At 36.2% G+C, this 25,546-nt stretch carries 24 protein-coding genes; 16 read left to right on the top strand and 8 right to left on the bottom strand.

The features are described from left to right. The first annotated feature begins 7 nt into the window (after positions 1-7). Genes H9Q20_RS05050 through H9Q20_RS05040 form a run of 3 tightly spaced genes read left to right on the top strand, consistent with a single transcriptional unit; the run spans position 8 to position 2,748 of the window. On the top strand, positions 8-598 hold the full coding sequence (locus H9Q20_RS05050) for a riboflavin synthase (RefSeq protein ID WP_187478432.1): 591 nt from the start codon (positions 8-10) through the stop codon (positions 596-598). Then, positions 588-2,042 carry a sensor histidine kinase gene (locus H9Q20_RS05045; protein ID WP_187478431.1) on the top strand — a complete coding sequence of 485 codons (1,455 nt, stop codon included), beginning with the start codon at positions 588-590 and terminating at the stop codon, positions 2,040-2,042. Before H9Q20_RS05050 ends, H9Q20_RS05045 begins: the two co-directional genes overlap by 11 nt. Positions 2,043-2,049: 7 nt before the next feature. After that, positions 2,050-2,748: a tRNA1(Val) (adenine(37)-N6)-methyltransferase gene (locus tag H9Q20_RS05040; protein WP_187478430.1), complete on the top strand. Its 699-nt coding sequence runs from the start codon at positions 2,050-2,052 to the stop codon at positions 2,746-2,748. 3 nt (positions 2,749-2,751) lie between these two features. On the opposite strand, the gene H9Q20_RS05035 is transcribed toward H9Q20_RS05040, so the two are convergent. Beyond that, entirely contained in the window at positions 2,752-3,462 is a 711-nt protein-coding gene (locus H9Q20_RS05035) for a cell division ATP-binding protein FtsE (RefSeq protein WP_124639452.1), read from the bottom strand. 174 nt (positions 3,463-3,636) lie between these two features. After that, positions 3,637-3,795, bottom strand: a complete 159-nt coding sequence (gene rpmH / locus H9Q20_RS05030) for a 50S ribosomal protein L34 (protein WP_034701860.1) — start codon at positions 3,793-3,795, stop codon at positions 3,637-3,639. Between the two features lie 160 nt (positions 3,796-3,955). Here rpmH and H9Q20_RS05025 point away from each other — a divergent pair, with 160 nt between their 5' ends. Then, positions 3,956-4,963 carry a DHH family phosphoesterase gene (locus H9Q20_RS05025; protein ID WP_124639454.1) on the top strand — a complete coding sequence of 336 codons (1,008 nt, stop codon included), beginning with the start codon at positions 3,956-3,958 and terminating at the stop codon, positions 4,961-4,963. Positions 4,964-4,978: 15 nt separating this feature from the next. Here the strand turns inward: H9Q20_RS05025 and H9Q20_RS05020 are convergent, their stop codons facing one another. From H9Q20_RS05020 to H9Q20_RS05000, 5 genes are all read right to left on the bottom strand, one after another. Then, complete coding sequence (locus H9Q20_RS05020) at positions 4,979-7,612, bottom strand: carboxypeptidase-like regulatory domain-containing protein (RefSeq protein WP_187478429.1); 2,634 nt, start codon at positions 7,610-7,612, stop codon at positions 4,979-4,981. A gap of 7 nt (positions 7,613-7,619) precedes the next feature. Further along, positions 7,620-8,402 carry a GLPGLI family protein gene (locus H9Q20_RS05015; protein ID WP_187478428.1) on the bottom strand — a complete coding sequence of 261 codons (783 nt, stop codon included), beginning with the start codon at positions 8,400-8,402 and terminating at the stop codon, positions 7,620-7,622. Between the two features lie 328 nt (positions 8,403-8,730). Further along, a complete protein-coding gene (locus tag H9Q20_RS05010) occupies positions 8,731-10,179 on the bottom strand; it encodes an IS1182 family transposase (RefSeq protein WP_187477341.1) in 1,449 nt (482 codons plus the stop codon). A 73-nt stretch (positions 10,180-10,252) separates the two neighbouring features. Further along, positions 10,253-10,477: a hypothetical protein gene (locus H9Q20_RS05005; RefSeq protein WP_187478427.1), complete on the bottom strand. Its 225-nt coding sequence runs from the start codon at positions 10,475-10,477 to the stop codon at positions 10,253-10,255. Between the two features lie 106 nt (positions 10,478-10,583). Further along, entirely contained in the window at positions 10,584-11,366 is a 783-nt protein-coding gene (locus tag H9Q20_RS05000; protein WP_187478426.1) for an alpha/beta fold hydrolase, read from the bottom strand. A 624-nt stretch (positions 11,367-11,990) separates the two neighbouring features. Here H9Q20_RS05000 and H9Q20_RS04995 point away from each other — a divergent pair. The 3 genes from H9Q20_RS04995 to H9Q20_RS04985 are packed head-to-tail and all read left to right on the top strand — an operon-like array spanning position 11,991 to position 14,016. Further along, complete coding sequence (locus H9Q20_RS04995) at positions 11,991-12,605, top strand: hypothetical protein (RefSeq protein ID WP_187478425.1); 615 nt, start codon at positions 11,991-11,993, stop codon at positions 12,603-12,605. 34 nt (positions 12,606-12,639) lie between these two features. After that, entirely contained in the window at positions 12,640-13,557 is a 918-nt protein-coding gene (locus H9Q20_RS04990; protein WP_187478424.1) for a CPBP family intramembrane glutamic endopeptidase, read from the top strand. 51 nt (positions 13,558-13,608) lie between these two features. Further along, positions 13,609-14,016 (top strand): hypothetical protein, encoded by a 408-nt coding sequence (locus tag H9Q20_RS04985; RefSeq protein WP_187478423.1) that lies wholly within the window; start codon positions 13,609-13,611, stop codon positions 14,014-14,016. Between the two features lie 95 nt (positions 14,017-14,111). Here H9Q20_RS04985 and H9Q20_RS04980 read toward each other — a convergent pair whose 3' ends face one another. Further along, positions 14,112-14,948: an OmpA family protein gene (locus H9Q20_RS04980; protein WP_124639458.1), complete on the bottom strand. Its 837-nt coding sequence runs from the start codon at positions 14,946-14,948 to the stop codon at positions 14,112-14,114. A gap of 105 nt (positions 14,949-15,053) precedes the next feature. On the opposite strand from H9Q20_RS04980, the gene tilS reads away from it, so the two are divergent. The 9 genes from tilS to H9Q20_RS04935 all read left to right on the top strand — a co-directional run bounded on the left by tilS (position 15,054) and on the right by H9Q20_RS04935 (position 25,516). Beyond that, the gene (gene tilS, locus H9Q20_RS04975) at positions 15,054-16,385 is read left to right on the top strand and encodes a tRNA lysidine(34) synthetase TilS (RefSeq protein WP_124639460.1); all 1,332 of its coding nucleotides are present in this window, start codon (positions 15,054-15,056) and stop codon (positions 16,383-16,385) included. 78 nt (positions 16,386-16,463) lie between these two features. Beyond that, positions 16,464-18,542 carry a protein-disulfide reductase DsbD family protein gene (locus tag H9Q20_RS04970; RefSeq protein ID WP_124639462.1) on the top strand — a complete coding sequence of 693 codons (2,079 nt, stop codon included), beginning with the start codon at positions 16,464-16,466 and terminating at the stop codon, positions 18,540-18,542. 181 nt (positions 18,543-18,723) lie between these two features. After that, complete coding sequence (locus H9Q20_RS04965) at positions 18,724-18,975, top strand: hypothetical protein (RefSeq protein ID WP_187478422.1); 252 nt, start codon at positions 18,724-18,726, stop codon at positions 18,973-18,975. Positions 18,976-18,980: 5 nt separating this feature from the next. Further along, positions 18,981-19,772, top strand: coding sequence for a GLPGLI family protein (locus H9Q20_RS04960; protein WP_187478421.1), 792 nt, complete (start codon positions 18,981-18,983; stop codon positions 19,770-19,772). Further along, positions 19,773-22,397 carry a carboxypeptidase-like regulatory domain-containing protein gene (locus tag H9Q20_RS04955; RefSeq protein ID WP_187478420.1) on the top strand — a complete coding sequence of 875 codons (2,625 nt, stop codon included), beginning with the start codon at positions 19,773-19,775 and terminating at the stop codon, positions 22,395-22,397. It begins immediately after the preceding gene. Positions 22,398-22,443: 46 nt separating this feature from the next. Continuing rightward, positions 22,444-23,091, top strand: a complete 648-nt coding sequence (locus tag H9Q20_RS04950) for an O-methyltransferase (protein ID WP_124639470.1) — start codon at positions 22,444-22,446, stop codon at positions 23,089-23,091. A gap of 18 nt (positions 23,092-23,109) precedes the next feature. Then, entirely contained in the window at positions 23,110-23,814 is a 705-nt protein-coding gene (locus H9Q20_RS04945; protein ID WP_187478419.1) for an NlpC/P60 family protein, read from the top strand. Position 23,815: 1 nt separating this feature from the next. Then, the gene (locus H9Q20_RS04940; RefSeq protein ID WP_124639474.1) at positions 23,816-24,280 is read left to right on the top strand and encodes a DUF1648 domain-containing protein; all 465 of its coding nucleotides are present in this window, start codon (positions 23,816-23,818) and stop codon (positions 24,278-24,280) included. 6 nt (positions 24,281-24,286) lie between these two features. Next, positions 24,287-25,516 carry a 3-deoxy-D-manno-octulosonic acid transferase gene (locus H9Q20_RS04935; protein ID WP_187478587.1) on the top strand — a complete coding sequence of 410 codons (1,230 nt, stop codon included), beginning with the start codon at positions 24,287-24,289 and terminating at the stop codon, positions 25,514-25,516. Positions 25,517-25,546 lie beyond the last annotated feature (30 nt).

Here is a 25,546-nt window from a genome sequence, read left to right as displayed (position 1 = left end):
AAAGACCATGTTTACAGGAATTGTAGAAGCTACCGGGATTGTAAAAAATATTCAAAAAAATGGTAAAAATATAGACATTACCTTAACTTGTCCATTTACCCAAGAACTGAAAATAGACCAAAGCTTGGCCCATAACGGTACTTGCCTCACCGTGGTTGTAATAGAAGGAGATGACTATGTCGTAACCGCTATAGACGAAACTTTAGAGAAAACTAATCTCGGGTCTTGGGAAGTTGGAACGGTGGTCAATCTGGAGCGATGCATGAAAATGGACGGTCGATTGGACGGACATATTGTTCAAGGACATGTGGATACCACAGGAATTGTACAATCTATAGAAAATAGAGACGGAAGTTATTTTGTAACCGTAAGCTATCATTCCGATCTTGTAACCGTGCCACAAGGCTCCATCACACTGAACGGAATCAGTCTTACCGTCGCCCATAGCGGAAATTCGGATTTTTCTGTAGCCATTATTCCGTACACTTGGGAAAATACCAATATGAAGCAACTGATGGTAGGCGATGTGGTGAATTTGGAATTTGATATCGTAGGAAAATACATTGCAAAATTGTTGCAAAAACAAAATGGCTTCTAAAAAAAGATACAAAGGGTACAGTCTCAGAAATAGAATATTTCTGGGATTTTTACTCATCTGTTTACTCAGTATGTTTGGGACAGGGCTGCTGTCTTATTTCATTTTGAAAGACCATTTGGACGAAGAAAATCGTACCGAACTCCAAAGGGGATCCGACGAGATTATGGGGGCCTTCGATTATGCACTCAGTCACAGTGAAATTCATACTCGGGATATTCCTCAGCTTTTGGGAAATAAAATCATGGAAATTTCAGACATCAACAAGCAAGATTTGGTGGTTTTTGATCTGAATGGAAATTTCTTACTTTCCAACCGTGATGCCGATCCCAATTCTCAAAAAAATGTCCCAAACACGATCATTACCCAACTTTTGAATACCGGAAAAAGAGTCGATATCCAATCCTACGATGCCAAAACCCAAAGCAACATTACTTCGTCCTATATGTTGATGAAAAACAACATGTTAGAGCCAATTGCGGTTTTGTACCTTCCGTACTATCATAACGATTCCAAATACATGGATTTTTTTGATAAATATCTGAAATTCATCGTGTTGGTAGGGTTGGTGATCATCCTGTTGAGTATGTGGATTTCTTGGCAAATTTCTAAAAACCTAACCAATACCCTAACTAACTTCTCGTCCAAAATTAGAAGGTTAACTTTGTTCAATGAAAGCATCGATCCCATACCGTATTATCACAACGATGAGTTAGGAGCCTTGGTAAAAGCATACAATAAAATGATTTTGCAAATCCAAGATCAGAAAGATCGTTTGGCACAGGTGCAAAAAGAAGCCGCTTGGAAGGAAATGGCTAAGCAAGTGGCTCACGAAGTGAAAAATCCACTGACTCCGATGAGGTTAAGGATACAAAATTTTGAAAGAAAATTCGATCCTCAAGACCCTGAAATTTCAACCAAAGTACACGAGCTCAGCAAAGCTGTTATCGAGCAAATCGATTTGATTGCTACTGTGGCGACAGCGTTTTCACAATTTGCACAACTGCCAGCTAGGCACGACGAGACATTTAGTTTAAATGCCGAAGTGAAAAATATTTTACAAATTTTTAACGACGATAAAATCTACATCCATGCCAATAAGGAAATAGAAATGAAAATGGATAAAATCTATCTGAACAGGATTATTACCAACTTGGTGACCAATGCCAAGCAAGCAAAAAGCGAGGATAGAGACATCATCATCAATGTCGATTTAGAGCAAAACAACAAAAGAATTACCTTGTCGATTGAAGATAACGGCGTTGGAATACCGGAAGAAATGTATGACAAAATTTTTGAACCCAATTTTACTTCTAAAAGTTCGGGAATGGGATTGGGATTGACCATGGTAAAAAGAATGATACAGGATTATCATGGCGAGATACAAGTGTCTTCTGTGGTCGGAAAAGGTACTAAATTTACCATTACCATGCCGTCTAATCTATAAAATTTTGATGAAAGCATTTCAGTTTAAAAAATTCAAAATTCAACAATCGGCAGCTGTATTTCGTGTGGGTACCGATGGTGTTTTGTTGGGAGCTTTATCTACGGTGGTCGGAGCCAAAAAAGTTTTAGAAGTGGGTACCGGAACGGGACTCATCTCCTTGATGGTGGCTCAGAGAAACGAAAAAGCTGAAATTTTGGCTTTGGATATCGATGCTAATGCCAAAAATCTGGCTCAAGAAAATTTTGAAACCTCTATTTTTTCAGAGAGACTGACTTGTCAACATCAAGATTTTAAAGACTTTTTCACCGACCAACGCTTTGATTTGATTCTTTCCAATCCGCCCTATTTTGATGAAAACGATTCTAAAAAAGATGTGCTTGCAAGACAATTGATCACTTTGGATTTTTTTTCGTTAATGGAAAAAGCAGTTTCATTGTTATCGGAGAAAGGAAAAATTTCTATCGTTATTCCTTTTGATCGAGGCGCAGAAGTCATGGACTATGCAGACAGGATGGACTTGTATTTGATCAAACAAATAAACATTCGAGGGATTGAAGGAAGCGATTTTAAAAGGGTAATTTTAGAGTTTTCCAAAACCGAATCTCCAACAGAAATGGTAGAGTTTACCATAGAAAAAAGTCCGAGAATCTACTCGGACCAATATCTTGAACAGACCAAAGATTTCCATGTCTTTGGCAAAAAATAAGTTTTAAACAAATAAGTCTGAAGATTGCAAAACGGTGATTTTGCCGTCTTCGCAACGGATGGCATCGCCAGGGTAGTTTTGTATCATGTGGTAGTCGTGGGTAGCCATAACTACGGCACAATGATTTTCGAAGGCCACTCTTTTTAGTAGGCTCATGATGTCGTTAGAAGTTTCAGGATCCAAGTTTCCGGTGGGTTCGTCGGCAAGGATCAGTTCCGGATGGTTCAGTAGAGCTCTTGCAATGGCAATTCTCTGTTGTTCGCCACCAGAAAGTTCGTGCGGCATTTTGTGTTTTTTGGTTTTCATGCCCACGCTTTCCAACACTTCGTTGATGCGGATGTCTATGCCTTTTTCGTCCGACCAGCCTGTTGCTTTTAGTACAAAAGACAAATTTTTCTCCACACTTCTGTCGCTTAGCAATTGGAAATCCTGGAAAACGATGCCCAATTTTCTTCTCAGTCCTGGTATTTCAGAAGATTTCAATTTGGCCAAATCGTATCCGGCAACCGTACCTTTTCCTCCGGCCAATGGGATGTGGGCATAAAGAGTTTTTAGCAAAGAACTTTTCCCGCTTCCGGTTTTACCAATCAGGTAGCAAAAAGATCCTTTTTGGATGTGTAGGTCTACTTGGCTCAGGATGGTTAGTTTTTTCTGAGCGATGGTGGCTTGTTGGAGGCTGATGATGTTGTCTCCGGTTTCGTTTCTATTTGGCATTTGATGGATGTAAAATGTTAAATCATTTTTTGGACTTCAGGATCTGAAGCTTAAAATATGATTTTTCAAAAATAGGAAAAAGCATTAGAAAAGCCTAAAATTTAGCATAATTTTAACAACAAAAAGTGCTTGAAATTTGCATCTCAAGCACTTGATTTGTATGTTGGAAAAGAATTATCTCTTAGCGCGAGCTGCACTAACAGTTAAACTTTTTCTTCCTTTAGCTCTTCTTGCTGCCAATACTCTTCTACCGTTTGGTGTTGACATTCTTTCACGGAAACCATGTTTGTTTCTCTTTTTTCTTTCTGATGGCTGGAATGTTCTCTTGCTCATTTTTGTATATCTTTAGTGTATGACTATTTAATATTTTTCAGGTTGCAAAGATATATATAATTTTTACAAATACAAATTTTTAATCATCTTTATTTTTTTGCTTTTCTAGGGCTTAGCAATTTTTAATCTTATCTTTGCCGTTCATTTAATAATCTGTCCTATGTTTAGTCCTAAAGAATTATCAGAAATCAATAACTTGTTGCAGGTCAATTCCAAAATTGTAATCATTACCCATTACAATCCGGACGGCGATGCCATTGGTTCTTCTCTAGGTTTAAAACATTTTTTGATGGCTAAAGGTCTATCGCCAGAGGTTGTGGTACCCAACGATTATCCCAAATTTTTGAAGTGGATGCCCGAGGCAAAAAAAAATACCATAGCCGATTATAAAAGAAAAAAAGCAGCCGAACTGATCGAGTCTGCCGATGTTATTTTCATCCTGGATTTCAATGCGCCCCATCGTGCTGGAGATATGGTAGGAAAATGGATAGAAAATTCTAAAGCCAAAAAAATATTAATTGACCACCACCAACAACCCGATACTTTTGATTATGTCTATTCGGACACTACCGTTCCGGCAACCTGCCAAATGGTTTATCATTTTATTGAAGCTTTGGGCGAGGAAAATTTGGTAAACAAAGAAATAGCCGAATGCTTGTATTGTGGGATCATGACGGATACCGGAGGTTTTAGGTTCCGATCGACCTCTGCAGCAACACACAGAATTACAGCAAAATTAATAGAAGCCGGTGCCGATCCTGCTTTTATTTCGTCCAGTACTTGGGATACCAATACCGTGTCCAGACTTCATTTGCTATCCTTGGTCCTTAGCCGTTTAGAAGTGGTAGCCGATGGTAAAGTAGCCATCCTAAACCTGAAAAGAGACGAGCTGAAAGCCTATGGCTTCGAAAAAGGCGATACAGAAGGTTTTGTGAATTACGGCTTAAGTGTTGGAGGCGTGAAGATGTCTGCCTTTTTCATGGAAGATTTGTACGAAGATTTTATAAAGATTTCTTTCAGAAGTAAGGACAATATCGACTGCAATGCCTTTTCTAGAAAACACTTTAACGGAGGTGGTCACATCAATGCTGCAGGTGGTAAATATCTGAAATCCATGGAAGAAACCATCGCCGATTTCAAAGTAAAAGTGCTGGAGGTCGAGTTTTAGAAATTCAAAAAAACATTATAAACTTAAATTTACACCGAACAGAAAGCTGCGACTTAACAATTTTGTTTTGTAGGTAAGTGTCATGTAGTCGTGTGTGTATTTTGAGTAAATGTACTCTTCATTTAGGATGTTGTTTGCTGTAAAATTGTATTTCAACCTGCTGTTTTTCGGACTGTAATACAGGTTGAAATTGGTGAAAAGAAAAGCAACACTTTGCTTGGTATCCGGTTTGTAATACTCGTTGGAAAGGTTTGTACTAACCTTGTTGTTGAGAAAAGTGTACGAAATGGTATTCTTAAAACTCATGATGTTTAGCTCGCTGTTGTTTCCTAATTCTGAACTAAAATTGGTCATGGAATAATCAAATAGGGTTTTTATTTTAAGATTTTTTCCCAATGCAAATTGATGTATTATATTGGTGTTAAATGTCCTGGTGTTCAGTTCTGAAAGATTCGACTGATTGATCATTGAAAAATAATTAGATCGGATGTAGTTCAGTTTTATATTGAAACGACTCACGATAGGTGCAATGTATTTTTCTACATTTAAACTTAGACTGTAGCTTTCTGTAGGTTTTTCAACTTGTTGATAGGTCATGTTATTCCAATTGCTATCAACGGAATATTCTGAAACAAATTTGTTTTTATTTTTTAAATAACTGGTGGAAAGGCTGGTCGTAAACTGGTTTCTCAGGTTGTCGTTATAGACAATGCCCAAAGTGTAGTTTTCCATTTTTTCTGGATCCAAAGAGTACTTGTTGCGGACAAAACTCCTGTTAGATACTAAAATATTATTGTCAAATAAATATTTGAAATCGATGGGAGTCGTCGTGATGTCTCCATTTAGAAACAGCGAAAATTTATGAAAAAGATATTTGTAGATAAATAATTTGGAGCTGTTAAGTACACTATTTTTTGTGTCCGAATTGGGATTGCTCAGCTCTTGACTGGCCAAGCTGTTGTGCTGGTTAAAGGTGATGTCCCAACCGTTTTTTTTAATGTAATAATCAATATTTACTCCAACGGTATTGGTCTTGAACTGAAGGTTGTTTTGAAAGTTTTCAACAATTTCAAAATGGTTTTCATACAAGTTAGAATTTAGTGAAAACCTTTCATTTGTGTAGCTGAGGCTGGTTTTTAATTTATGATTTTCTGAAAAAACAAGATGATGGATCAGATCCACAGAAAAGTGTTTTTTGTTGGTGAAAACATCCTGAAAAGTGTTGCTGCTGGCGTTCTGGTTTGTTAGTTCCAAAGCAGGGCTTATCCAAAATTGCTGTGGCTTTTGGTTATAGGTATAGAGCACAATGGTTTGGAAAGCCTCTTTCTTTCGGATCTTTCGGGTGTAGATCAATTCGTTTTTAGAAAAAAGATTTTCTTTATTGATTTCGGAATGGTAACTTCTTTCGGAATTGGTCAGGAAAGAATTATCTGTTTTTTCAGAAAATGAATGCAAAGTACTGGAAAAAGTAAGGTACTCCTTTGGAGATTTATACCATTTTACATCCATCTCACCCATAAGGTTTACTGGTCTTTTTGTCGATGAGTTTTCATCTTTTTGAAGGATGTTTTGATGATTATAGTTGTAATTTCTCTCAGAAATATCGTCAATGGAGATGCGGTCTTTCATCAAATTTCCATTGATGTTTATGTGCAATTTGTCGTTCAGCTTAAATGCGGTATTGCTACTGCTGAACCACTGTCTGTTTCTGTTGGCTTTCTCGTCCCCGAACTGGCTGTTTACGGTTTTGGATTGGATGATTTCCGGGCTTTGTAACTTCATGTTTAGATAATCGTCTAAGCCAAGATTATTGGTGCTGTAATTGGTAGGGGATTTGTTAACTCCTGTGTTGTTGGCATTAGTGGTTCCAAATGTTTTGATGCCACTGCTGACCAGCAAAGCATAGGCGCCCAAGTTGTAACGGTCAACAAAGTCCGTTTCTGCGTTCAGATTGGATGAAAAACTCGCCTTGTTCTTTTTTAATTTTAAATTTAAGGCAACTTTATTTTCCGCATTCAATCCTTTAAGGATGGGGTTGTCGGACCAGTGTTCGATGGCTTGTACCTGGTCTATGATGTTGGGGTTGATGCTACGAGTCCCGATGGTATAATTGGATTTGAAAAGATCGCTGCCGTCCAGCATTACGGCTGCTACCGTTTTTCCTTTGTACTCGATGCTTCCGTTGTCGTTTACTGTGATGCCCGGTAGCTTTTTCAAAAGGTCTTCAACCGTTTTGTCCGTTTGGTCTATGAAGTTTTCAGCATGATAGATCAGGGTGTCTTTCTTGGTTGTGGTAGGTTTTCTTTTTCCTTGTATGACAACTTCCTCTATGGATTTTAGTTTTGGTTTTAATTTGAAATTTATTTCCAGAATATTTTGTACACTGCTTAGTTTTATGCTATCGCTTTTGAAGTTTAGAGCCTCGGCGATCACCAAAATGGGCGAGTCTGCTTTTGCATCAAAGCTTATGCTGTACTGTCCCTTTGGGTTGGTAAAGGTGTACTTGCTACTATTGGCATGGCGAACAAACACCCGTACTCTGTTGAGTGGGGTGTTGTTGTCGTCCAAGACAGTTCCTTTTATGATGGTTTGCCCATAAAAATTAGAAATCGTTATGAGAAAACAAAAAAGGGCTAAATAAAATCTCAAAATTTTCTTATTTTGGATAGCAGAAGCAAGAGTCAAATGTGTTACTGGATATACAGGTGGGGCCGGAGACGATGTTTGGGTTTTTATTCTCTTCTAAAAATCTTAAATGGGAATTTTTCAAATTATTCATCGTTCTTTTTTCTTCATCCTGATAGAAGGTGGCGTAATCAATGAATTTGAATCCCTCTTTTGCGAAAGGAAAGAAAATATATTTTTCCAGTCCGGTATTTGGAATTTCTATTTTTACCAATTTGAAAGTATCGGTAGTTCCACTACAAGCCTTTGCTTTTGCCTCAACAATTAGTCCCGGCAAACCGTGTAGTTTGTTAGGCCCTTCAGGAATTGGGATGCTCTCATCGTACCAAGCTTCCCAATCAAAATCCCGCCAATGGGCAGTCGCCAATTTATAGGTTTTGCCATCTACTATTTTGCTTTTTTCTTCTAATTTCCAAGGGATGATGTTCAGGGAATCTTTGATGATGTACTCGTTGTTTTTATATCCATAAGCTCTGCCGTACATTTCGTTTTTGTTGAAGTCTTTGTAGATCGCCATATTTATTCGGGGCATTTCCCCAGGATATTTTATATAGCCCAAATCATAATGGGTTATGAATCGGGAAACGCCATTTTCTATATACAAATCGCATTCAACTTGTGGGTTTTCTGCTTTGCTATAGGTGTTGTTGTTATTGATTTCCATAATGTATGACACTTTTAATCGGTCATTTTTCTGTGCAGAAATCATCACCATAATGAGATTTATGGTCAGGATAAAGATTCTTTTCAGCATAAGGTCAATTAATTGATGTTGTTAGGATTGCTCTCGCTCTGCTGTATGTCTTGTATGATTTTTTTTATGGTTTCATTCCTGCACTCTTTAGACCAATTTTGGTTGGCAACGGTATAGGCAGCATTGCAATCGCCGAGGTCACTGAAAAACCATCTTCATTTTGAATAAGATTTAATTTCAGACAAGAATTAAGAGCTTATTACACGACTTTAAAATCGGTAATAAGCTCTTTACATTTTTTGGAGTTCTAAATTTAATGGGTTTTGTAAAGCTTGTTTTGATTTAATTGGAGCTGAGTTTTAAAGATGATGATTTTGTTCTCTTTTTCTTAGATTAATTTCAGGATCCTCTTCAAATTGACTGCGAAAATAGCCAATGCTCCCTGCATTTGCATGTTTTCTATTCCATAAGAAGTGGCTCTTTTGTAACCATGAACATTTTTAAGTTCACTGTTTTTGGCTTCAATTTTATACCGGTGTTTCGACTTTTCTTTGTAATAATCACTTTCCTGAAAAGCCATCTGTTCTTGGTGTAATTCTGATTTTATAGAAACCGAGTAGGTTTTAGATTTTGCTCCGTCTTTGTAACAACCTTCTCTTAATGGGCAAACTTTACATTTTTCAACATCAAAATAATATACATCAGCTTGATTTTTGCCGACATTCTTTCTGTTCTGATGGGCTTTTCTGATGGCTAAATGCCCGGCAGGACAAACAAATCTGTCAGCATCCTTATTGTAATCAAACTGGTCTTTTTCTTTCCTACATCCTTGTGTAATGGATGGATTTAACTTTGCAACAATTTTTATATCCTGTTCGCTGGCAATTTTCAGATTTTCTTTTCCACTATAAGCCGAATCGCCAATGATGGTTTCCACTTCCATTCCGTTGTCTTGGCTCATTTGCAGTAATTTTGGCAATTCAGGCCCGTCTCCTTTTTCTCCCGAAGTTACCACTGCTGCGGTGATAATCCGCTCTTCACTCATCGCCAAATGTGTTTTGTAACCGAAAAAGGAACTGTCTGCGGATTTATGTCCGATTTTGGCATCCGTGTCTTTTGAGAAAGTTAGCTGTTCATCGGTGTCTTCGGCTGTTTCCCTCAAAAGATTTAATTTCTCTTTCACTGCCGGAATCTCACTTATTGATGGCTCATCTTCTATGCATTTTTCAAGTTCTCTACAATAAGCCAATTCTTTGTTCAGATCGTTTTCAGTATTCTTGACCGGCATTTTTGATTTGAAGTTTTCATCAAATTGATAAACCGTTTTACGAACTAATCTCGAACGCTCTCTCAGTACTTCTATGCTTGAAAATGGATTCGATCTAGATAAAGTATGTGTAGCGTCCACAATAATGGATCTGGATTTAATAATGCCTTTATCGATCGCTATCGTTACCGTTTTACCAATTAGAAGGTTCAACAAATCGGTATCTTTCAAGCGTAATTTCCTGAATTTTGTAAGTGAACTGGGGTTTATCACATCATCTTCGGGAGCCATATCTAAAAAATATTTGAAAGACATATCATAGCGGGAACGCTCTACCACATCTACATCAGAAACCGAGTAAATGCTTTTCAACAAAAGGTATTTGAACATCTTCACCGGACTTTCCGCATTGCGACCATTGTTCAAACAATACTTATTCAACAGTTCATCGTAGATGAAGGAAAAATCTATCAAATCATTAATTTTTCGAAGAAGATTTTCTTTCGGAACGATTAAATCATACAAATCGGAATAAGAACTAAACTGAATCTTTTGCTGTTGGACTAACATTCTTTATCTTTAAAAGACCTTATCAAGGTACAAAAAAAGGAGCTAAAATCCTAAGATTTCAACTCCTTCTTTTTCATATTTCCTGAAAATTCACTTTTTCAGTGATCTCGCAATCGCCACCAGTGTCTGTTCTTGTGCTGGTTACTTTTTTATTGACGCCTTCGCAATGTTTGGTAACAGATACGGTACAAGGTACTGGATCTTGGGTTTGCTTCGTGCTTTTAATGTCGATTTTCGTTTTAGCAAATCCGCATGTTGTGCCCGCAATCATTAGTGTGGTAAATAATAATTTTTTCATTTTTCTGTTTTTTTTTGTTAATTCAACAAAGCTATTTTTTTTTTAATTACACAACTTTTATACAGTTCTTTTTGTGAAAGTGTTAAAAAAATAACAGTCAGGCAACCTACATCACCAACTTTTTAGGTAAGTGGTGCAACAACTCCGTGTTGATGATGGCTGTGCATATCTCCGGTTTTTCCCAATGTCCACTGTGGCCACAATCTAAGACATAGGATTTTATGTTGCTTCTGTCGGGTAATGCACGGATTGTTTTTTCGGTATGTACCGCTGTGTCGTGTTTGCCACAGATTACCAAAATTCTACCCTCGTATTCTTCCAAAACAATCGTTTTATCCGCTCTCGCCACCATACCTTTGGCGCAAGCCAAAGCTCCCAATGGGTCTGTTTCCAAAGCAATGGTCTTGGCTTGGTTTATTTTACCTTCCAAGCGATCCCATTCATAACTGTTGAAATAATTCGGGATTCCCGCTCTAACATAATGGGGAAATGCCTCTTCTATAATGCGATAGCTTTTTCTTCTCTGTTCTTTTTTCTCCTCGTTGTCCGCAAAAAAAGTGGAGAAAAATAAAGTTAAACTTTTTACTTTTCCCGCAAAAAGATCCGTGTAGGCCAAGGTAACATAACCGCCCATGGAATGTCCTAAAAGATGAAAGTGATTTATGCCCAAAACTTCCAAAGTTTCGTTCACTTTTTTGGCCATCAAATCCATCGTTTGTACCTCGGCAATTTTTGGACTTTTCCCATGTCCCGGAAGGTCTATTTTTATGATTTTGAATTTTGAAGACAAGGTGGGTTCCATATCGACCCACATGTTGGAGTTCTCCAAAAAACCGTGCAGCAGGACCAGGTTTTCCGTGCCGTTGCCACTTATTTCGTAATGTAACATCGCTGTTGTTTTTCACAAATTTAATAAAAGTCATCTATCCGACCTATTCCTTTTGCTTTTAGGAGCTTCAATTGTAGAAATTCTTTCACTAGTGGTCCAGCTTTTCGCTCTATCTTTTGTTCCGCAAAGCTCCACAAAAGGATGCCGCTGCAATCTGGGCTAGGATTTCAGTGCTTGCCTTTTTTATGGTTTGTTTGATTCATTGTTTTTTTTAAGCAACTTATCGTTCGAATGAAATTATTTTCTGAAATAGAATTTTTCAAAAATAGAACAATTTACGAATTGTGAAAATCAGAACAAAACAATCAATTATCGGTTGACATCATGTTAAATTGGGCGATGTTTTAAATATTTTTTCTTAAAATTTACAAAAATAATTTGTGTATTGTTTTTTTTTTTTTTTTGCTTTGCACAATTGTTTAAGGCTATTGTTTATTTCGTTGAAGTGATGGTTTCTATCAAGTTCGATGCCGCGGATATCGGATTTTGTAACGATGAAGGATCACCAACTATGGATGTGGACTTGAATATTAAATAATGGGAGGCGACTAACTTAAAAAAAATCAAATGTCCCAAGTCTTCCTAAGTGGCATAGTGCTGTAAAAGGGGAATGTTTTTATTGGTATGAAAAAAGCTGTTATGTGTAGCTTATTAACTGCAATGTTAATGGTGTCTTGTAGATCAACGGATAGCAATTTATCATTTGAGAAAGAGGTTCTTGGTAAATCAGAAGTAATATCTACAAATAGGGAGGTACATGCATTTGAATTGGAATATGGTGATTATAATTTTAATAATGATGGGACTAAGACTCATGTTTATGAAAATCAAGTATGGAAAAACGATGTAGCTCTTTCGAATTTTGATAATTTTGAAGTTGAAGACACAAAAGATATTAATGGAGAGGTAATGGTTAGACATAAGAATGGTACAGATTTTATCAAATTATATAATTTTAAAAATATAGGAGAGAAGACGATTTTTGATGTGAAAACAAGTGATGGTAAGCAAATTAATGGGTTGATGACTTCTTCTAGGTTAGGACCAAATGCATGGCCTATTATTGTTGAGGTTGTACTTTGGATATTAGACAATCTAATTAGGTATGAAGACGGGACAAAAAGCGATTGTCAAAAAGCATTAGCTAATTGTGAAAACGGAGGTATCATGATTTATACTGTGGAAACTGGTTTATTTGGTATTCAAACTGGATCTACATGCACTGTTATTTGTTATTAATTTTTATTTAACTAATTTAATCAAAGGATATTCAATGAAGAATATCCTTATTTTGCGTATGGAGACGGTATTGAACAGTTCGAAAGTAATAATAAAAGAAAAAAAGGATTATCAATTGTTATTGCAAGGTATTGCTTTGCTATTTACTTCTTTTATATTAATAAGTGTATATAATTATTTTGTTAGCGGAAATGATGAATCTGCTATGTTAAGAAGGGTTAGTGGAATGAGCGGTATTCAACTTGTGTTGGCCTTTTCTCTTTTTCCACTTTTGGAAGAAGTTGTGTTTAGAGGGATTTTTACCTCAAAAAAAATATTTCAAATTATTTTTGTTATAGGGAGTTTAGCTTATGTTTTAATTAATGAAAGCTATTATGTTATTCCTTTTTTACTTTATTTTTTGTATTTATATAGATATAAAAACAAAAGCAAAATTATTTGTTATTTAAGTACTTTTATCTTTAGTATTTTGCATTATTCAATAGATGATTTTCTTCTTGTAAATACTTTTTTCGGAATGGTATCTAAGTTTGGAGGTGGGTTGATTTTAATTTGGGTTGTAAAGAATTTTGGATTGTTTTATAGTATTTTACTTCACTCAATGGTTAATTTTCTTACAATAATGGGGTTGTTGGTAAGTTATGAACTGAGGAATGCTCCGACTTTTGTGTTGAAGAATAAGGACTATGAAGTTAAAATAGAACAGGTTTCGTTTTTTAGTCAAAGTAACCAGTCTATCCAAACAGATATGAAAACTTTTTTTATTGCAAAAGGAACTACGATTGGTGATTTTTCTAATGAATTTTGTATTGAAAGTGAAGGTAAATATGGGTTCCTTGGAAAGTATAATATAGAAATTAGAAGTAAAAATCCTTTGGATAAAACTGTGAATTGTACATTTGTTAATTATGTTTTAAAAGAAGCAAATACTCATTTTGAAAGGTTAAATTAATTCAATGCTTAAAATAGAAGAGTATAATCATGATAAATATTTTTTATAAATATGAAGCCCTTATTTTTTCTGTTATTTCTCGGTTTTCTCGGTTCAGGTCAAGAAAGCAAAAATCTTGTTGGTGAATACGCATCTCCAAAAGTCAATTCGTTTAATTTATATTATTATGGTGTATTCGTAAAGGGGTTGAGCTTGAAATTGATGGAAGATGGGACTTATCAATATACCACTTGTGCACAAATTTCTCATGGAAAATGGGAATATAAAAACAAGGCCCTTTATCTCAATTGTGAGAACATTCGTTTCATAAACGATGACTATAATCACGATGAAAAATATTCAAAAGGCACAAAATGCAGTGTCGTATCCTTTAATCTTGCTTCGGTTAACAAGCTTGTACAAGAAGAGAAAATAGGGAATAAAAAAGTGAAGCTTATTCTTTTAAAGAAAGCCAATTAATATTTCAAATTTTTTTTCACTTACATCACAAAAAAAAACCTTGCTCTACACATTCGAGCAAGGTTTCTTTTTAAGTGTATTTCGAAAAATAGTTTTTATTTCTTAACCGGAGCAATGTCCATCAGTTTCATAAACTCATCCAACTTCGGCATGATGATGATTTCCGTTCTTCTGTTTTCGGCTCTACCGGAAATGGAAGCATTGGTTGTTTTAGGATTGTACTCACTTCTACCTCCTGCAGTAATTCTGCTCGGGTTTACCCCAAACTCGGTTTGCAAAACCTTTGCCATAGAGGTCGCTCTCAGTGCAGAAAGATCCCAGTTGTCTTTTGGTAAGTTGTTGGAGTTCAACGGTACATTGTCCGTGTTTCCTTCAATTAATACAGAATAAGTGTCATAATCGTTGATCACTTTTGCAACTTTGCCCAAAACTTCTTTCGCGGTTGACTGGATGTTGTAGTCGCCGGTTTTGTACAGCATATTGTCGGAAAGCGAGATCATTACCACGCCTTTCAGTACTTTTACATCCACATCTTTATCCTGTACATTGTCCAAAGATCTTTTCAATTTGTTGGAAAGAGCCAAGTTTAGGCTGTCGTTTTTCGTTTTTCCGGCAATCAATTCTTTAATGTAAGAGTTGGATGCATTGATCTCTCCGATCAACTTGTCGATGTTTGCAGATCCTTTTCCGGTGTTGGTAAGACAAGCATCCAAAGAAGTTTTCAACGCGTTGTTTTGATCTTTTAACAAGTTGTTTTCACTTTTTAATCCGGAATTAGCCGATTTCAGATCTTGGATTTCTCTTTGTCTTTCGGCAACATTGTCTATGCATTGTTTGTAGTTGGAGTTCAGAGCGTCAAATTGTTTTTTAGAAACGCAACTTGTAAGAGATAAAGCGGCAATTCCTATTGCAAAAATTTTTACAATTTTCATTATGATTATTTTTAATGGTTTGTTTGTGATGTAGTGACCAAAGTTACTAAAAGGTTCTGTAGAAACCGTATCTTTGTCCGGAATTTTCTTTAAGTATCAAAAACCTTGCTAAACTTAGATTCCTTCACTAAAAATTTAGAAAAACTTCTCCCGAACTTCAAGGAGAAGCAATTTTTGTTGGCGGTTAGCGGTGGAGCTGATTCCATGGTGTTGGCTTTTTTGATGCAAGTGCTTGGAGCCCATTTTCAGGTGGCTCATGTCAATTACAAACTTCGTGGCGAAGCTTCGGATCTTGATAGGGAAGTGGTTGGCGATTTTTGCAGAACCAACAACATCCCGCTTCATGTCTATGAGGTGAGCGCAAAAGATGAAAAGCCGGAAAAGTCGATACAACTTTGGGCAAGAGACCTCCGATATTGCTTTTTCAGTGAAATTATTCTCGAAGAAAATCTTTTTGGTTTGATGACGGCTCATCATCTGAATGACGATTTGGAGTCGTTTCTCATCAATCTTTCCAGAGGTTCTGGACTGAAGGGGCTTTCCGGAATTCCGAAAAATGAAAATTCCATCTACAGACCGCTGCTTAAATTTACCAAAAACGAAATCTACGAATTTGCAAAACTGAACAACATCGTTTTTCGAGAAGATGCATCCAACCAAAAAAACGATTACCTGAGAAATAAACTCCGAAATACAATTGTCCCCGAATTGGAAAAGATAGAACCCAAATTCGTTCAAAATTTTTCCAAAAGCGTACAGTATTTGTCGGATGCCCAAGATTTTGTAAGCCAACAATTGGAGGTTATTTTCTCTGAAAATGTACTTGAAAAAGACGGGTGCAAAGTCATCAACAAAAAATGGTTGAAAGCGCAATCCGATTTTGTGAAATTTAACTTGCTGCATCGTTTTGGGTTTTCGTCTCCGCAGGAAATGGATAAGATTTTTACGGCTCAAGTGGGAGCTGTATTTTACACTCAAGATTTCCAACTAACCATAGATCGAGAATTGCTTTTGATTTCTGAAACGACAAACGAAATTTTGGTAGATTCTTCTGAAATTATTTTGATCCGTACATTTCAGGAACTTCAACACCTCGGTTTTCAGATTTCTTTAGAAAAGTATATCGATCCCATTTTTATTTTGGAAAGACAAAATTTGTTTTCAGATTATTGGTCATTAGATGCTTCAAAAATTACCTTTCCGCTCCGGTTGAGAAAGATGAAATCCGACGATGTCTTTTTCCCAAAAGGAATGAAAGGAAAAAAGAAAGTTTCTAAATTTTTTAAAGACGAAAAAATCTCTATTTTAGCGAAGTCAAAAATTTGGCTTCTGTCGGACGCAAGTGATTGTGTATTAGGTGTTTTGCCTTTAAGGCAAGATGCGAGATTTCTGGCGAATTGCAAAAATGCTAAAGAATTGAAGCTTTTCTTGGGGTAAAATCCCTTTTAAGCGTTTGGTTTTAAGCAAAAATTAACCGTATAAAATTATCATAACAAAGTAATAAATAGTTCTATAATGAAATTGAAGCAATTTTTTATGCTTATTTTATCGTTTGCTTTTTCCTTGCTGTTGGCTCAGGGGAAAGATCCGGTAAAAATGTCGTATAAAGTAAATGATTTGGGGAATAACCAATACGAAGCGGTTTTAACTGCTGTTATCGACAAGGGTTTTCACATCAACTCCAAGGACAATTCTCCCGATACGGTAATCCCAACCGAGATGAAGGTGACCTCAAAAGAAGGTATAATCTTGGTGGGCGGTATTGTCGAAGTGGGAAAATTACACAAAGAATTTTCTGAAGCTTTCGGTGGCGAAGTGGCCAATTACTCCGGAACGGTAGCGTTCAAACAGAAATTTAAACTGAAAAACGAAACCAAACCGGCAAATATAGTTTCGGAAATCACCTATCAATCTTGTGACGATAAAGTTTGTTTTGCACCCAAAACTTTAGAATTCGAACAAAAAATTAGTCCAAAAGGAGGCGAAACGCTTGCCGATAATAAAGTAGAAAATACCGACTCGTTGGCGGCAGTTGCAGCTACCAAAATTGTTGCAGATTCCTCTGCTCAGGACAGTCTTGCTGTGGCTACTGCACCTGCGGAAGCCAACAATCCTAAAGATCTAAAAATATCTTCCATCGATTTGGAAAATCCTTTGACCAATTGCGGTGTGGCAAAAGAAGAAAAATCCCAAAGCAACATCATGTATTTGTTTTTAGGATTCTTGGGCGGATTGATTGCGTTGCTTACGCCTTGTGTTTTCCCAATGATTCCGCTGACGGTTTCTTTCTTTACCAAAGGGACAAAAAACAAAGCAAAAGGTAGGAGAGATGCCCTGTTGTACGGATTGTTCATCTTGTTGATTTTCGTATTGCTTTCTGTGCCGTTCCACATTATTGATGGAATTGCGGGGAATATTTTCAACCAAATATCAACTTCTGTTGGGTTGAATATTTTCTTCTTCATCATCTTTATTTTCTTTGCAGGATCGTTCTTCGGATATTACGAAATTACCCTTCCTAGTTCTATTGCAAATAAATCTGCAAAGGCAGAAGAAGCAGGTGGTATCATCGGGATTTTCTTCATGGCTCTTACTTTGGTAATTGTTTCGTTCTCGTGTACGGGTCCAATTTTGGGGAGCTTGTTGGGTACGGCAGTTTCAGGATCGTCGGATGTACCGATGATGCTTACTTTTGCATTGGCCGGTTTCGGCTTGGCATGGGCCATAATTTTCGGAGCGTTGGCGCTTTTCCCACAAGCCTTGCAAAGCCTTCCAAAATCGGGTGGTTGGATGAATACCGTAAAAGTAGTATTAGGGTTTATCGAGTTGGGATTGGCACTGAAATTCCTTTCCAAAGCGGATTTGGTTTCTAAAACTTTCTTGTTGAAGAGAGAATTGTTCATTGCCATTTGGATCGTGATCGCTCTCGGTTTAGCATTGTATCTTTTGGGTAAAATTAAATTTCCACACGATGATAAAAATGCAAAAATTTCCACTACCAGAAAGGTTTTAGGCTTTTTAGGTCTTGGTTTTGTTGTGTATTTGGTACAAGGTTTGGTGCCTTCGGACAGACCAAAATTACAAATGCTTTCAGGGATTTTGCCTCCGCTTAATGTAAGTTATTTCCACAAAGAAGGCGATGGAATTTTAGGAATGCACCCGGAACACGATTATTTCAAAGCATTGGAAATTGCGAAAAAAGAAAACAAACCTTTATTGATAGACTTTACCGGTTACGGTTGCGAAAATTGTAGAAAAATGGAAGAGTTTGTTTGGTCCGAACCGGACATCTTGCCTATCCTTCAAAACGAAGTGGTTTTGGCTTCGCTTTATGTAGATGACAAGGAAGAATTGCCTGAAAACGAACAAGTCTCTATCGACCTTGGTGGTGGTCAAAAACAAAAAATTAAGACCATTGGAGATCGTTGGTCCCAATTCCAAAAAGTGAATTTCCAAGAATATACCCAACCTCATTATGTATTGGTAACTCCGGACGGACAACTGATCAACACGCCGGTTGGAGGATATATGGACAAAGAGAAATTTAAAAACTTCTTGGAATGTGCAGTGAATTTTTATAAAAACAAAAAATAGAAATTTCTATTAAATGAATATCCATCAGGATTGTACGAAAGTGCAATCCTGATTTTTTTATCTATAACCGGTCTAAATTACGGGGTAGAATTTGTTTTTAATGGATTTTATTTGCTTAATTTTAATTTTAGCGCAAATAATTTTAAATGAACTCATTAAGAAAAAGATTTGTTTTACATTTGTGCTAACAACGGCTTCCATTTTATCTTTTGCGAACAACAATGTGCAGTCAAAAGAAAATTCTGCATTAGAAACTTGTACAGTAACGGTAAGCAGGTGTTGTTACGAAACCGGGAAAGAAGTTGTGGGTACTGCAACATCGACCGATGGTAATTGTGCAAATGCTACTATTGCTGCTGAACAAGACAGTAAGAATAAATGTTTGAAATCTGCTGTACAAAAAGCAATAAAAGAAGTTCAGGATTTAGAATAAAATTTATGATTAGAAATTTATTTATCTTTTCAATGTTGGTTTTTTCATTTGGCCGTATTTATGGGCAAATGAACGGTGGAATAGTTGCAAATTACATCCTTGAAATTCGATACAACAACACGCATCAGATCGAGGAGGCTCCGAAAGTGGATTGTAAATTATTTATAGAAAATGGAGTTTCTCGATTTACAATATATTACGATAAGGCTCAAGAAAAATATCCTGGACGGGTGTATAACGATAGAATGTCTGTCTATAAAGATTTTAATAAAAACGAAATTTACGGGCGGGCTGTTGGATATAAAGGTGGAGAATATGTTGTGAAAGATTCGGTGGATATCATCCCTTGGAATTTGGAAAAAGAAACCAAAATCGTAAATAACAAAACATATAAATTGGCAAAAGCGCATTGGCGGGATTTTGATTGGGAAGCTTGGTACGACGAGACCATCCCCATCTCCGAAGGGCCATATAAATTGCACGGTCTTCCGGGCTTAATTGTAGAAGGGAAAGCCACTTCTTGCACCAAGACGGTTTATGAATTCAAGTTGAACTCGATGGAATATTCGGAAAAATCTTTGAAAGATAAATTGTATTTTCCTTTTTCAAGACCCGAATTTAAGTTTATTTCCTACGATGAAATGTATCGTAATGTATCAAAAACCGAAATGAACTTTTTGAAAAATTCTTATTTGGAAAATAAAGAAAAAAATACCGACCCTACGATAATTAACGGCCCTTCTTGTACAGCAAGCTTGTCCTTCGACTTTTGTTTTTGCTATCCTGAAAATAAGTAAATGCCGAGATTTTTAATCTACATACTCTGTTTTATGGTTTCAATTGCTCAATGTTATGGGCAATTTTCTTTTGTGGGATATGTAAAAGATGAACAAAACAAACCAATAAATAGAGCACGGCTATTGTTGAAATTCGATGATCAGTTAAGTTATGCTTTTACGAATGCAAATGGAAAATATACTTTCCAAGTTTCTAATTCGAAATTTGAAAAAGTACAATTGACGGCATCTGCGGTTGGTTGCAAGTCGGACAGTGTTTTTATTAATTTCACAAAGGATAAATCTGAATATTTTGCAGATTTCAAATTGGTGCAAAAGACGAAAGCAATAGAAGAGGTGGTGATAAAATCTCTGAGAAAACCAGTGGTCATAAAAAAAGATACAGTGGTCTATAATACTGAAAACTTTATGGACGGCACCGAGTCCAATGTAGAAGAGGTATTGAAAAAACTACCGGGCATAAAAGTAAATGAATCTGGAGCTGTCGAATTCAAAGGAAAAACGGTGGTCGCAGTTATGCTGGACGGTACCAATCTGTTCAATTCTAATTATATGACCGGTACCAGAAACATCAACCCCAAAGTGATTGATCAGATTGAAGCCATTGAAAATTGGTCGGAAAACCCGATACTGAAAGAACAGAACATGGATCGGAAAGTTGCTCTAAATTTAAAACTGAAAAAAGATAAAGCGAGCTTTTCTTCAACGCTCAATATTTCTACTGATTTTGATAAAAAATACAATCTTGGAGGGTACGGGTTATTGGTAAATTCCAACATTAAAAGTTTTCTTACGGCAAATGCCAATAATGTTGCAGAAAACAAATCCCCAATAAATGTTGGAGGAAATTCTTTTAGCTATGAAGAATACCTGAACCAAGCCTTTCAAGCTCCAAATGTTATTAGCAACCCAAGCATCAATACTCAATTTGGTTTGGACAAAGTGTATAGAAATCAACAAAAATTTGGAAGCTACAATTCCGTTTTCAAGATCAATAAAAACATTAATTTAAAATTAATATCAACCTTGGTACAAGACAAGGTGAGGATTAATAATTTAACTGAAAATAACTACAGAACCGACCAACAAATTGTACACACCGTAGATGAGAATGCGATCACCAAAGAGCCTCTCAATTTTCTGAATACCGTTGAGCTGAAGTGGTATAAATCTAAAAATGAATTTGTAGAATTGATCACTGACTTTAGTTTTATAGATGATCGTGCATTGAATAAGCTTTATTCCAATATTAATAACAATCTTGATGTAGAAAATAAAATCAAAAGTATATTTACTAAAAACCAATTGGTCTATACATTTAAATTAGACAAAAATGCAATTCAACTGAAAGCTTTATACGCATACAATGAAAAGCCACAACAGGTAGTAATTAGCCCATCAAATACAGGTTTTGTAAACAGCTTTCAAAGTGTTGATAATTCCAAAACCGTTTATGGACTAGAGGGTATCTTGCATCACGCCTTCTCCGTAACTGAAAAATTAACAACGAAGCTAGGATTTTCAAATGAAAAATACGCTTTTTCGAGTGCTTTGCTATCCGATGAATATTTTAAAGATTTAGAGATAAGCAACCGTCTTTTTTTTAATAAAAGCATCTATTATGTCGGGGTAGATTATACAATTGAAAAACCAAAATGGAGTCTTTCTGTTCGGCAAAAAAGCCAAATGCAATACCAAGAATTAATGAATGATTTGGAGCTGGGCAAAGCGATTTATCTTAACAATACCGGTGTGTATTTCACCAAAAATTTCCTAAAAAGATTTTCAATGTTTATCAATGGAAACTATTACACAACTCCGTTAGAGAGCAAAAATATTTACAAAAACCCGATACTGATTTCCAATAGAAATATAGTAAGTAACACCGTTTCTTTGGATGTGCAACATTCAGAAAATTATTCACTGGGCTTTGGTTTTGATGATACTTTTCTCAGTTTGTTCAAAGTGATTCTGTCTGCCGGCTACACCAAGTCCAGCAACGCGTTTGCCTCGCAATTTACAATTGATCCCAATGTGATTTATACCCAATATACGAGGCTTAACCGTCCTTTAGAATCGTATAATTTCATGTTGGATTTAGAAAAATTTGTACCATTTCTTTCCAGTAGATTTACCTTGAAAACACAATACCAGTTGTCGGACTATTTCACACGGGTCAATGGCAATGATTGGCAAAAAACCGAATTAGAAACTTTACAATTTAATATTATTCATCAAGTTGCTTTGGATTTCCCTTTTAGATTAAAAAACGAATTTACCTATCAACAAGCCCATAGCAACACCGCATTCAATTCAGATTATTCTTTTCGCTCCATTAATTTTAAGAATACCGTTTCCTATTCGTGGAAAACCAATATTTGGTCAGCAAATTTCACCAATGAATATTACAAGCACGATTTGCAACAAGAAAAAGGTTTTTGGTTTGTGAATTTTTCTGTTCACTTTTCTCCTAAAAAATCCCATTTCAAATACTTTTTGTCCGGCAGCAACCTCCTGAACGAGGCATTTTTTTACCAAACTTATATTCAAGATTACGGTTCTACGATTTCAAAAACAGAAATAAATCCTCGATTGTTACAGTTTGGGATTCAAATTAATTTTTAAAATTAAATTTTACTAATTTTGTTTCTTTAAACAATAATCTACCACAATGAGTTTTTTTGAAGAAACCTCTCCGGCAATGGATCGCTATCTGGAAAATCATTGCTCAGAAGAACCTGAACTTTTAAGAAAATTGAGAAGAGAAACTTTTCAAAAAACGACTCAACCTCACATGATTTCCGGATACCAACAAGGACGGTTGTTGTCCGTGATTTCTAAGCTGAAACAGCCCAAAAGAATTTTGGAAATAGGCACCTTTACAGGATACGCAACCCTTTGTTTGGCAGAAGGATTGTCTGCCGATGGCAAAATAACCACCTTGGATGTGAACGAAGATTTGGCGTACCTACCGCAAAAATATTTTGCACAAAGCGACTTTTCTTCTCAAATCGAATTCAAACTTCAAAAGGCTTTGGATTATTTGGACGATTGCCAAGAGACATTTGACCTGGTTTTTGTAGATGCCGATAAAGAAAATTACCTCAATTACTTCGAAAAAATAAAATCCAAACTGCACCAAGGATCTGTGGTGATGTTTGATAATGTCCTTTGGTACGGAAAGGTGTTAGAAGAAAATCCCAAACAAAAATCGACCCAAGTCATTAAAGAACTCAATGATAAAATAGCCAAAGACCCGGATTTCGAAAGCCTGATTTTACCTCTTCGAGATGGGGTTCATCTTTTAATAAAACTATAACTTCACAACATCTACTTTATGCTTGCAGACTGTACGGTTTCTTTGTCGCCAATCTATTCCGAGCCCAACCCTCAATCCACCATGGTTTCTCAAATTCTTTTTGGCGAATTGTGCGAAATTTTAGATAGAGAAAACGATTTTTATAAAATAAAATTGTCTTTTGATGGTACAGAAGGCTGGGTGTCTGCTCTTATTTTAAACGATTTGGAGGTGCCTCCTGCCAAAAATACAGTTACAGAACCTTGTGTTAGGTACGCTACCAAGTCCGGAACGCATTTGCTCTCCCTAGGATCTGAAGTAACTGAAGAGACGGATTCGAATTTTAAAAATGAAAATTTAAAAGAAAATATTTCTTCCCTTGCGAATGTTTTGCAAAACATACCCTATGTTTTTGGTGGTCGATCGGTTTTTGGTTGCGATGCCGATGGTTTTGTGCAATTGGTTTTCAAGACAAATGCCATCTTTTTGCCAAGACAAGCAAAAGATCAAGCTTTGTTAGGAGATGTCTTGGATTTTTTAGGAGAAAGCGATGCCGGAGATTTGGCTTTTTTCGAAAACGAATTGGGGCAGATCAACCATGTAGGCATCATGCTCAACAATTACCAAGTGATTCATTGTTTTGGAAAAGTGAGGATAGACAGTCTGGACAGCTCCGGAATTTACAATGTCGATTTGAAAAAACACACCCACAAACTTCGTTTTGTAAAAAGAATTCTGAACTGAAATGAAAGGTACTGCTAAATTCTTTTTTATTCTGAATATTCTCATATTAATTGCGAACTGGGGATTTGTAATCTACAATTACTTTTCTCTCCCAGAGATTGTGCCCACTCATTTTGGGGTTTCGGGAGAAGCCGATGGCTTTGGGGATAAAAAAATGTATTTTATCCTCTTGGGGATTGCCACGGCGTTGTTTGTTTTGATGAATTACTTGTCCCAAAATCCGTACGCTCCAGGTCTTAATATTCCGGATAAAATGCGAGAAAACAAAGATCTTACAGCACTTTTTGTACAGGTTCTGAATTTCTTTTGCATGGTTTTGTTTGTCAACATTTCCTATGAAAGTTTCAGTGTTGCTTTAGAAAAGCAACAGGACTTGTCGTTGTTCACACCCATTTGCTTGGGACTGATGTTTGTGGTCATGTTTGCTTTTATAATTTATGCCAATAAACAAAAAACGAACGATTAAATGATGATGAAATTTCTTTACAACAGCTCCGTTTTTGCTCTGGCTTTGATCATGAAGCTTGGTTCTTTTTTTAATGAAAAACTGAAGAAAGGATGTTTGGGTCGGAAGAAATCTTTAGAAATTGTAAAGAATGTATTTTCGCAAAACGATCAGGTGATTTGGATGCATGCCGCCAGCCTCGGTGAGTACGAACAAGGTCTTCCTGTTTTGGAAAAGTTGAAAGAAAAATACCCGAATTATAAAATTTTAATAACCTTTTTCTCTCCCTCGGGGTTTGAAAATGTGAAGAATAAACCCCATTTGGCAGATGCAATCTGTTACCTTCCTTTCGATTTCGAAAAGGAAATTTCACAATTTGTAAAAACCCTTAATCCCAAGATTTTTTTTACCGTAAAATACGATTATTGGTACAACCTTTTGCGTGAACTAAAAAAAGTAAATTGCAAAACCTTTGTCGTTTCGGCGTTGTTTTATGAAAAGCAGGTTTTCTTTCAACCGTACGGAAAGTTTTTTGTAGATGAGCTTAAAAAAAACATCGACTGCTTTTTTCATCAAAACGAAAAATCGTTGGAATTGGCTAAAAAGATAGGACTGGATAACGGAATTATAACAGGCGACACCCGTTTCGATAGGGTCAGACAAATTCGTGAACGAGACCTTTTTGTGAAGTACATTTCGGAGTTTAAAAAGGATAATTTATTGTTGGTTTTTGGAAGTTCTTGGGAAGCTGAAGAAAAAATTGCTGAAAGTATTTTTGTGAAATCAAAAAACACCAAGATCATTATTGCTCCTCACGATATGAAAAGGGGGCCTGCTCTGGAACAGCTTTTCCCATCGGCAATAAAATATACAGAAATTGACGAGCGCGATACCCAGTTAGACGCACAAATCCTTATCATAGATTGCATTGGACTTTTGTCTAAGTTGTATTCTTATGCCGATATTGCAGTTGTCGGCGGTGGTTTCCACGACAAGGGACTGCACAATATTTTAGAAGCTGCTGTCTTTGGCGTTCCCGTTGTTTTTGGAAATAAATACAGTAAAAATCCAGAGGCAGATGGTTTAATCGCATTTGATGGAGCTAAATCATTTTATGATGAGCATCAAACATCAGAATTTATTTTGAATTTGATTGAAAATGAAAAATACAGAAAAGAGATGGGGCAAAATTCCAATAACTTTATCCACCAACAGCCCAATTCTTCAGAATTAATTGTAGAAAAAATAAGTTCTTAGCGCCTGTTAGTTTTTATTCAGATAGAATAA

The organism is Amniculibacterium sp. G2-70 (genome assembly GCF_014353055.1).
Classification (GTDB): Bacteria; Bacteroidota; Bacteroidia; order Flavobacteriales; family Weeksellaceae; genus Amniculibacterium; species Amniculibacterium aquaticum.
The sequence above is the reverse complement of the archived record's forward strand: the minus strand, read 5'-3'. Positions and strand labels throughout refer to the sequence as shown.

Bases quoted from the DNA above. Each gene is read 5' to 3' on its own strand.
- H9Q20_RS05050 (WP_187478432.1), top strand. From the start codon at position 8: ATGTTTACAGGAATTGTAGAAGCTACCGGGATTGTAAAAAATATTCAA.
- H9Q20_RS04945 (WP_187478419.1), top strand. From the start codon at position 23,110: ATGCTTGCAGACTGTACGGTTTCTTTGTCGCCAATCTATTCCGAGCCC.
- H9Q20_RS05000 (WP_187478426.1), bottom strand. From the start codon at position 11,366: ATGTTACATTACGAAATAAGTGGCAACGGCACGGAAAACCTGGTCCTG.
- H9Q20_RS05045 (WP_187478431.1), top strand. From the start codon at position 588: ATGGCTTCTAAAAAAAGATACAAAGGGTACAGTCTCAGAAATAGAATA.
- H9Q20_RS04950 (WP_124639470.1), top strand. From the start codon at position 22,444: ATGAGTTTTTTTGAAGAAACCTCTCCGGCAATGGATCGCTATCTGGAA.
- H9Q20_RS05015 (WP_187478428.1), bottom strand. From the start codon at position 8,402: ATGCTGAAAAGAATCTTTATCCTGACCATAAATCTCATTATGGTGATG.
- H9Q20_RS05040 (WP_187478430.1), top strand. From the start codon at position 2,050: ATGAAAGCATTTCAGTTTAAAAAATTCAAAATTCAACAATCGGCAGCT.
- H9Q20_RS05025 (WP_124639454.1), top strand. From the start codon at position 3,956: ATGTTTAGTCCTAAAGAATTATCAGAAATCAATAACTTGTTGCAGGTC.
- H9Q20_RS04935 (WP_187478587.1), top strand. From the start codon at position 24,287: ATGAAATTTCTTTACAACAGCTCCGTTTTTGCTCTGGCTTTGATCATG.
- H9Q20_RS04940 (WP_124639474.1), top strand. From the start codon at position 23,816: ATGAAAGGTACTGCTAAATTCTTTTTTATTCTGAATATTCTCATATTA.
- H9Q20_RS04980 (WP_124639458.1), bottom strand. From the start codon at position 14,948: ATGAAAATTGTAAAAATTTTTGCAATAGGAATTGCCGCTTTATCTCTT.
- H9Q20_RS04970 (WP_124639462.1), top strand. From the start codon at position 16,464: ATGAAATTGAAGCAATTTTTTATGCTTATTTTATCGTTTGCTTTTTCC.
- H9Q20_RS04985 (WP_187478423.1), top strand. From the start codon at position 13,609: ATGAAGCCCTTATTTTTTCTGTTATTTCTCGGTTTTCTCGGTTCAGGT.
- rpmH (WP_034701860.1), bottom strand. From the start codon at position 3,795: ATGAGCAAGAGAACATTCCAGCCATCAGAAAGAAAAAAGAGAAACAAA.
- H9Q20_RS04955 (WP_187478420.1), top strand. From the start codon at position 19,773: ATGCCGAGATTTTTAATCTACATACTCTGTTTTATGGTTTCAATTGCT.
- H9Q20_RS04995 (WP_187478425.1), top strand. From the start codon at position 11,991: ATGAAAAAAGCTGTTATGTGTAGCTTATTAACTGCAATGTTAATGGTG.
- H9Q20_RS04990 (WP_187478424.1), top strand. From the start codon at position 12,640: ATGAAGAATATCCTTATTTTGCGTATGGAGACGGTATTGAACAGTTCG.
- H9Q20_RS05035 (WP_124639452.1), bottom strand. From the start codon at position 3,462: ATGCCAAATAGAAACGAAACCGGAGACAACATCATCAGCCTCCAACAA.
- H9Q20_RS05010 (WP_187477341.1), bottom strand. From the start codon at position 10,179: ATGTTAGTCCAACAGCAAAAGATTCAGTTTAGTTCTTATTCCGATTTG.
- H9Q20_RS05005 (WP_187478427.1), bottom strand. From the start codon at position 10,477: ATGAAAAAATTATTATTTACCACACTAATGATTGCGGGCACAACATGC.
- H9Q20_RS04960 (WP_187478421.1), top strand. From the start codon at position 18,981: ATGATTAGAAATTTATTTATCTTTTCAATGTTGGTTTTTTCATTTGGC.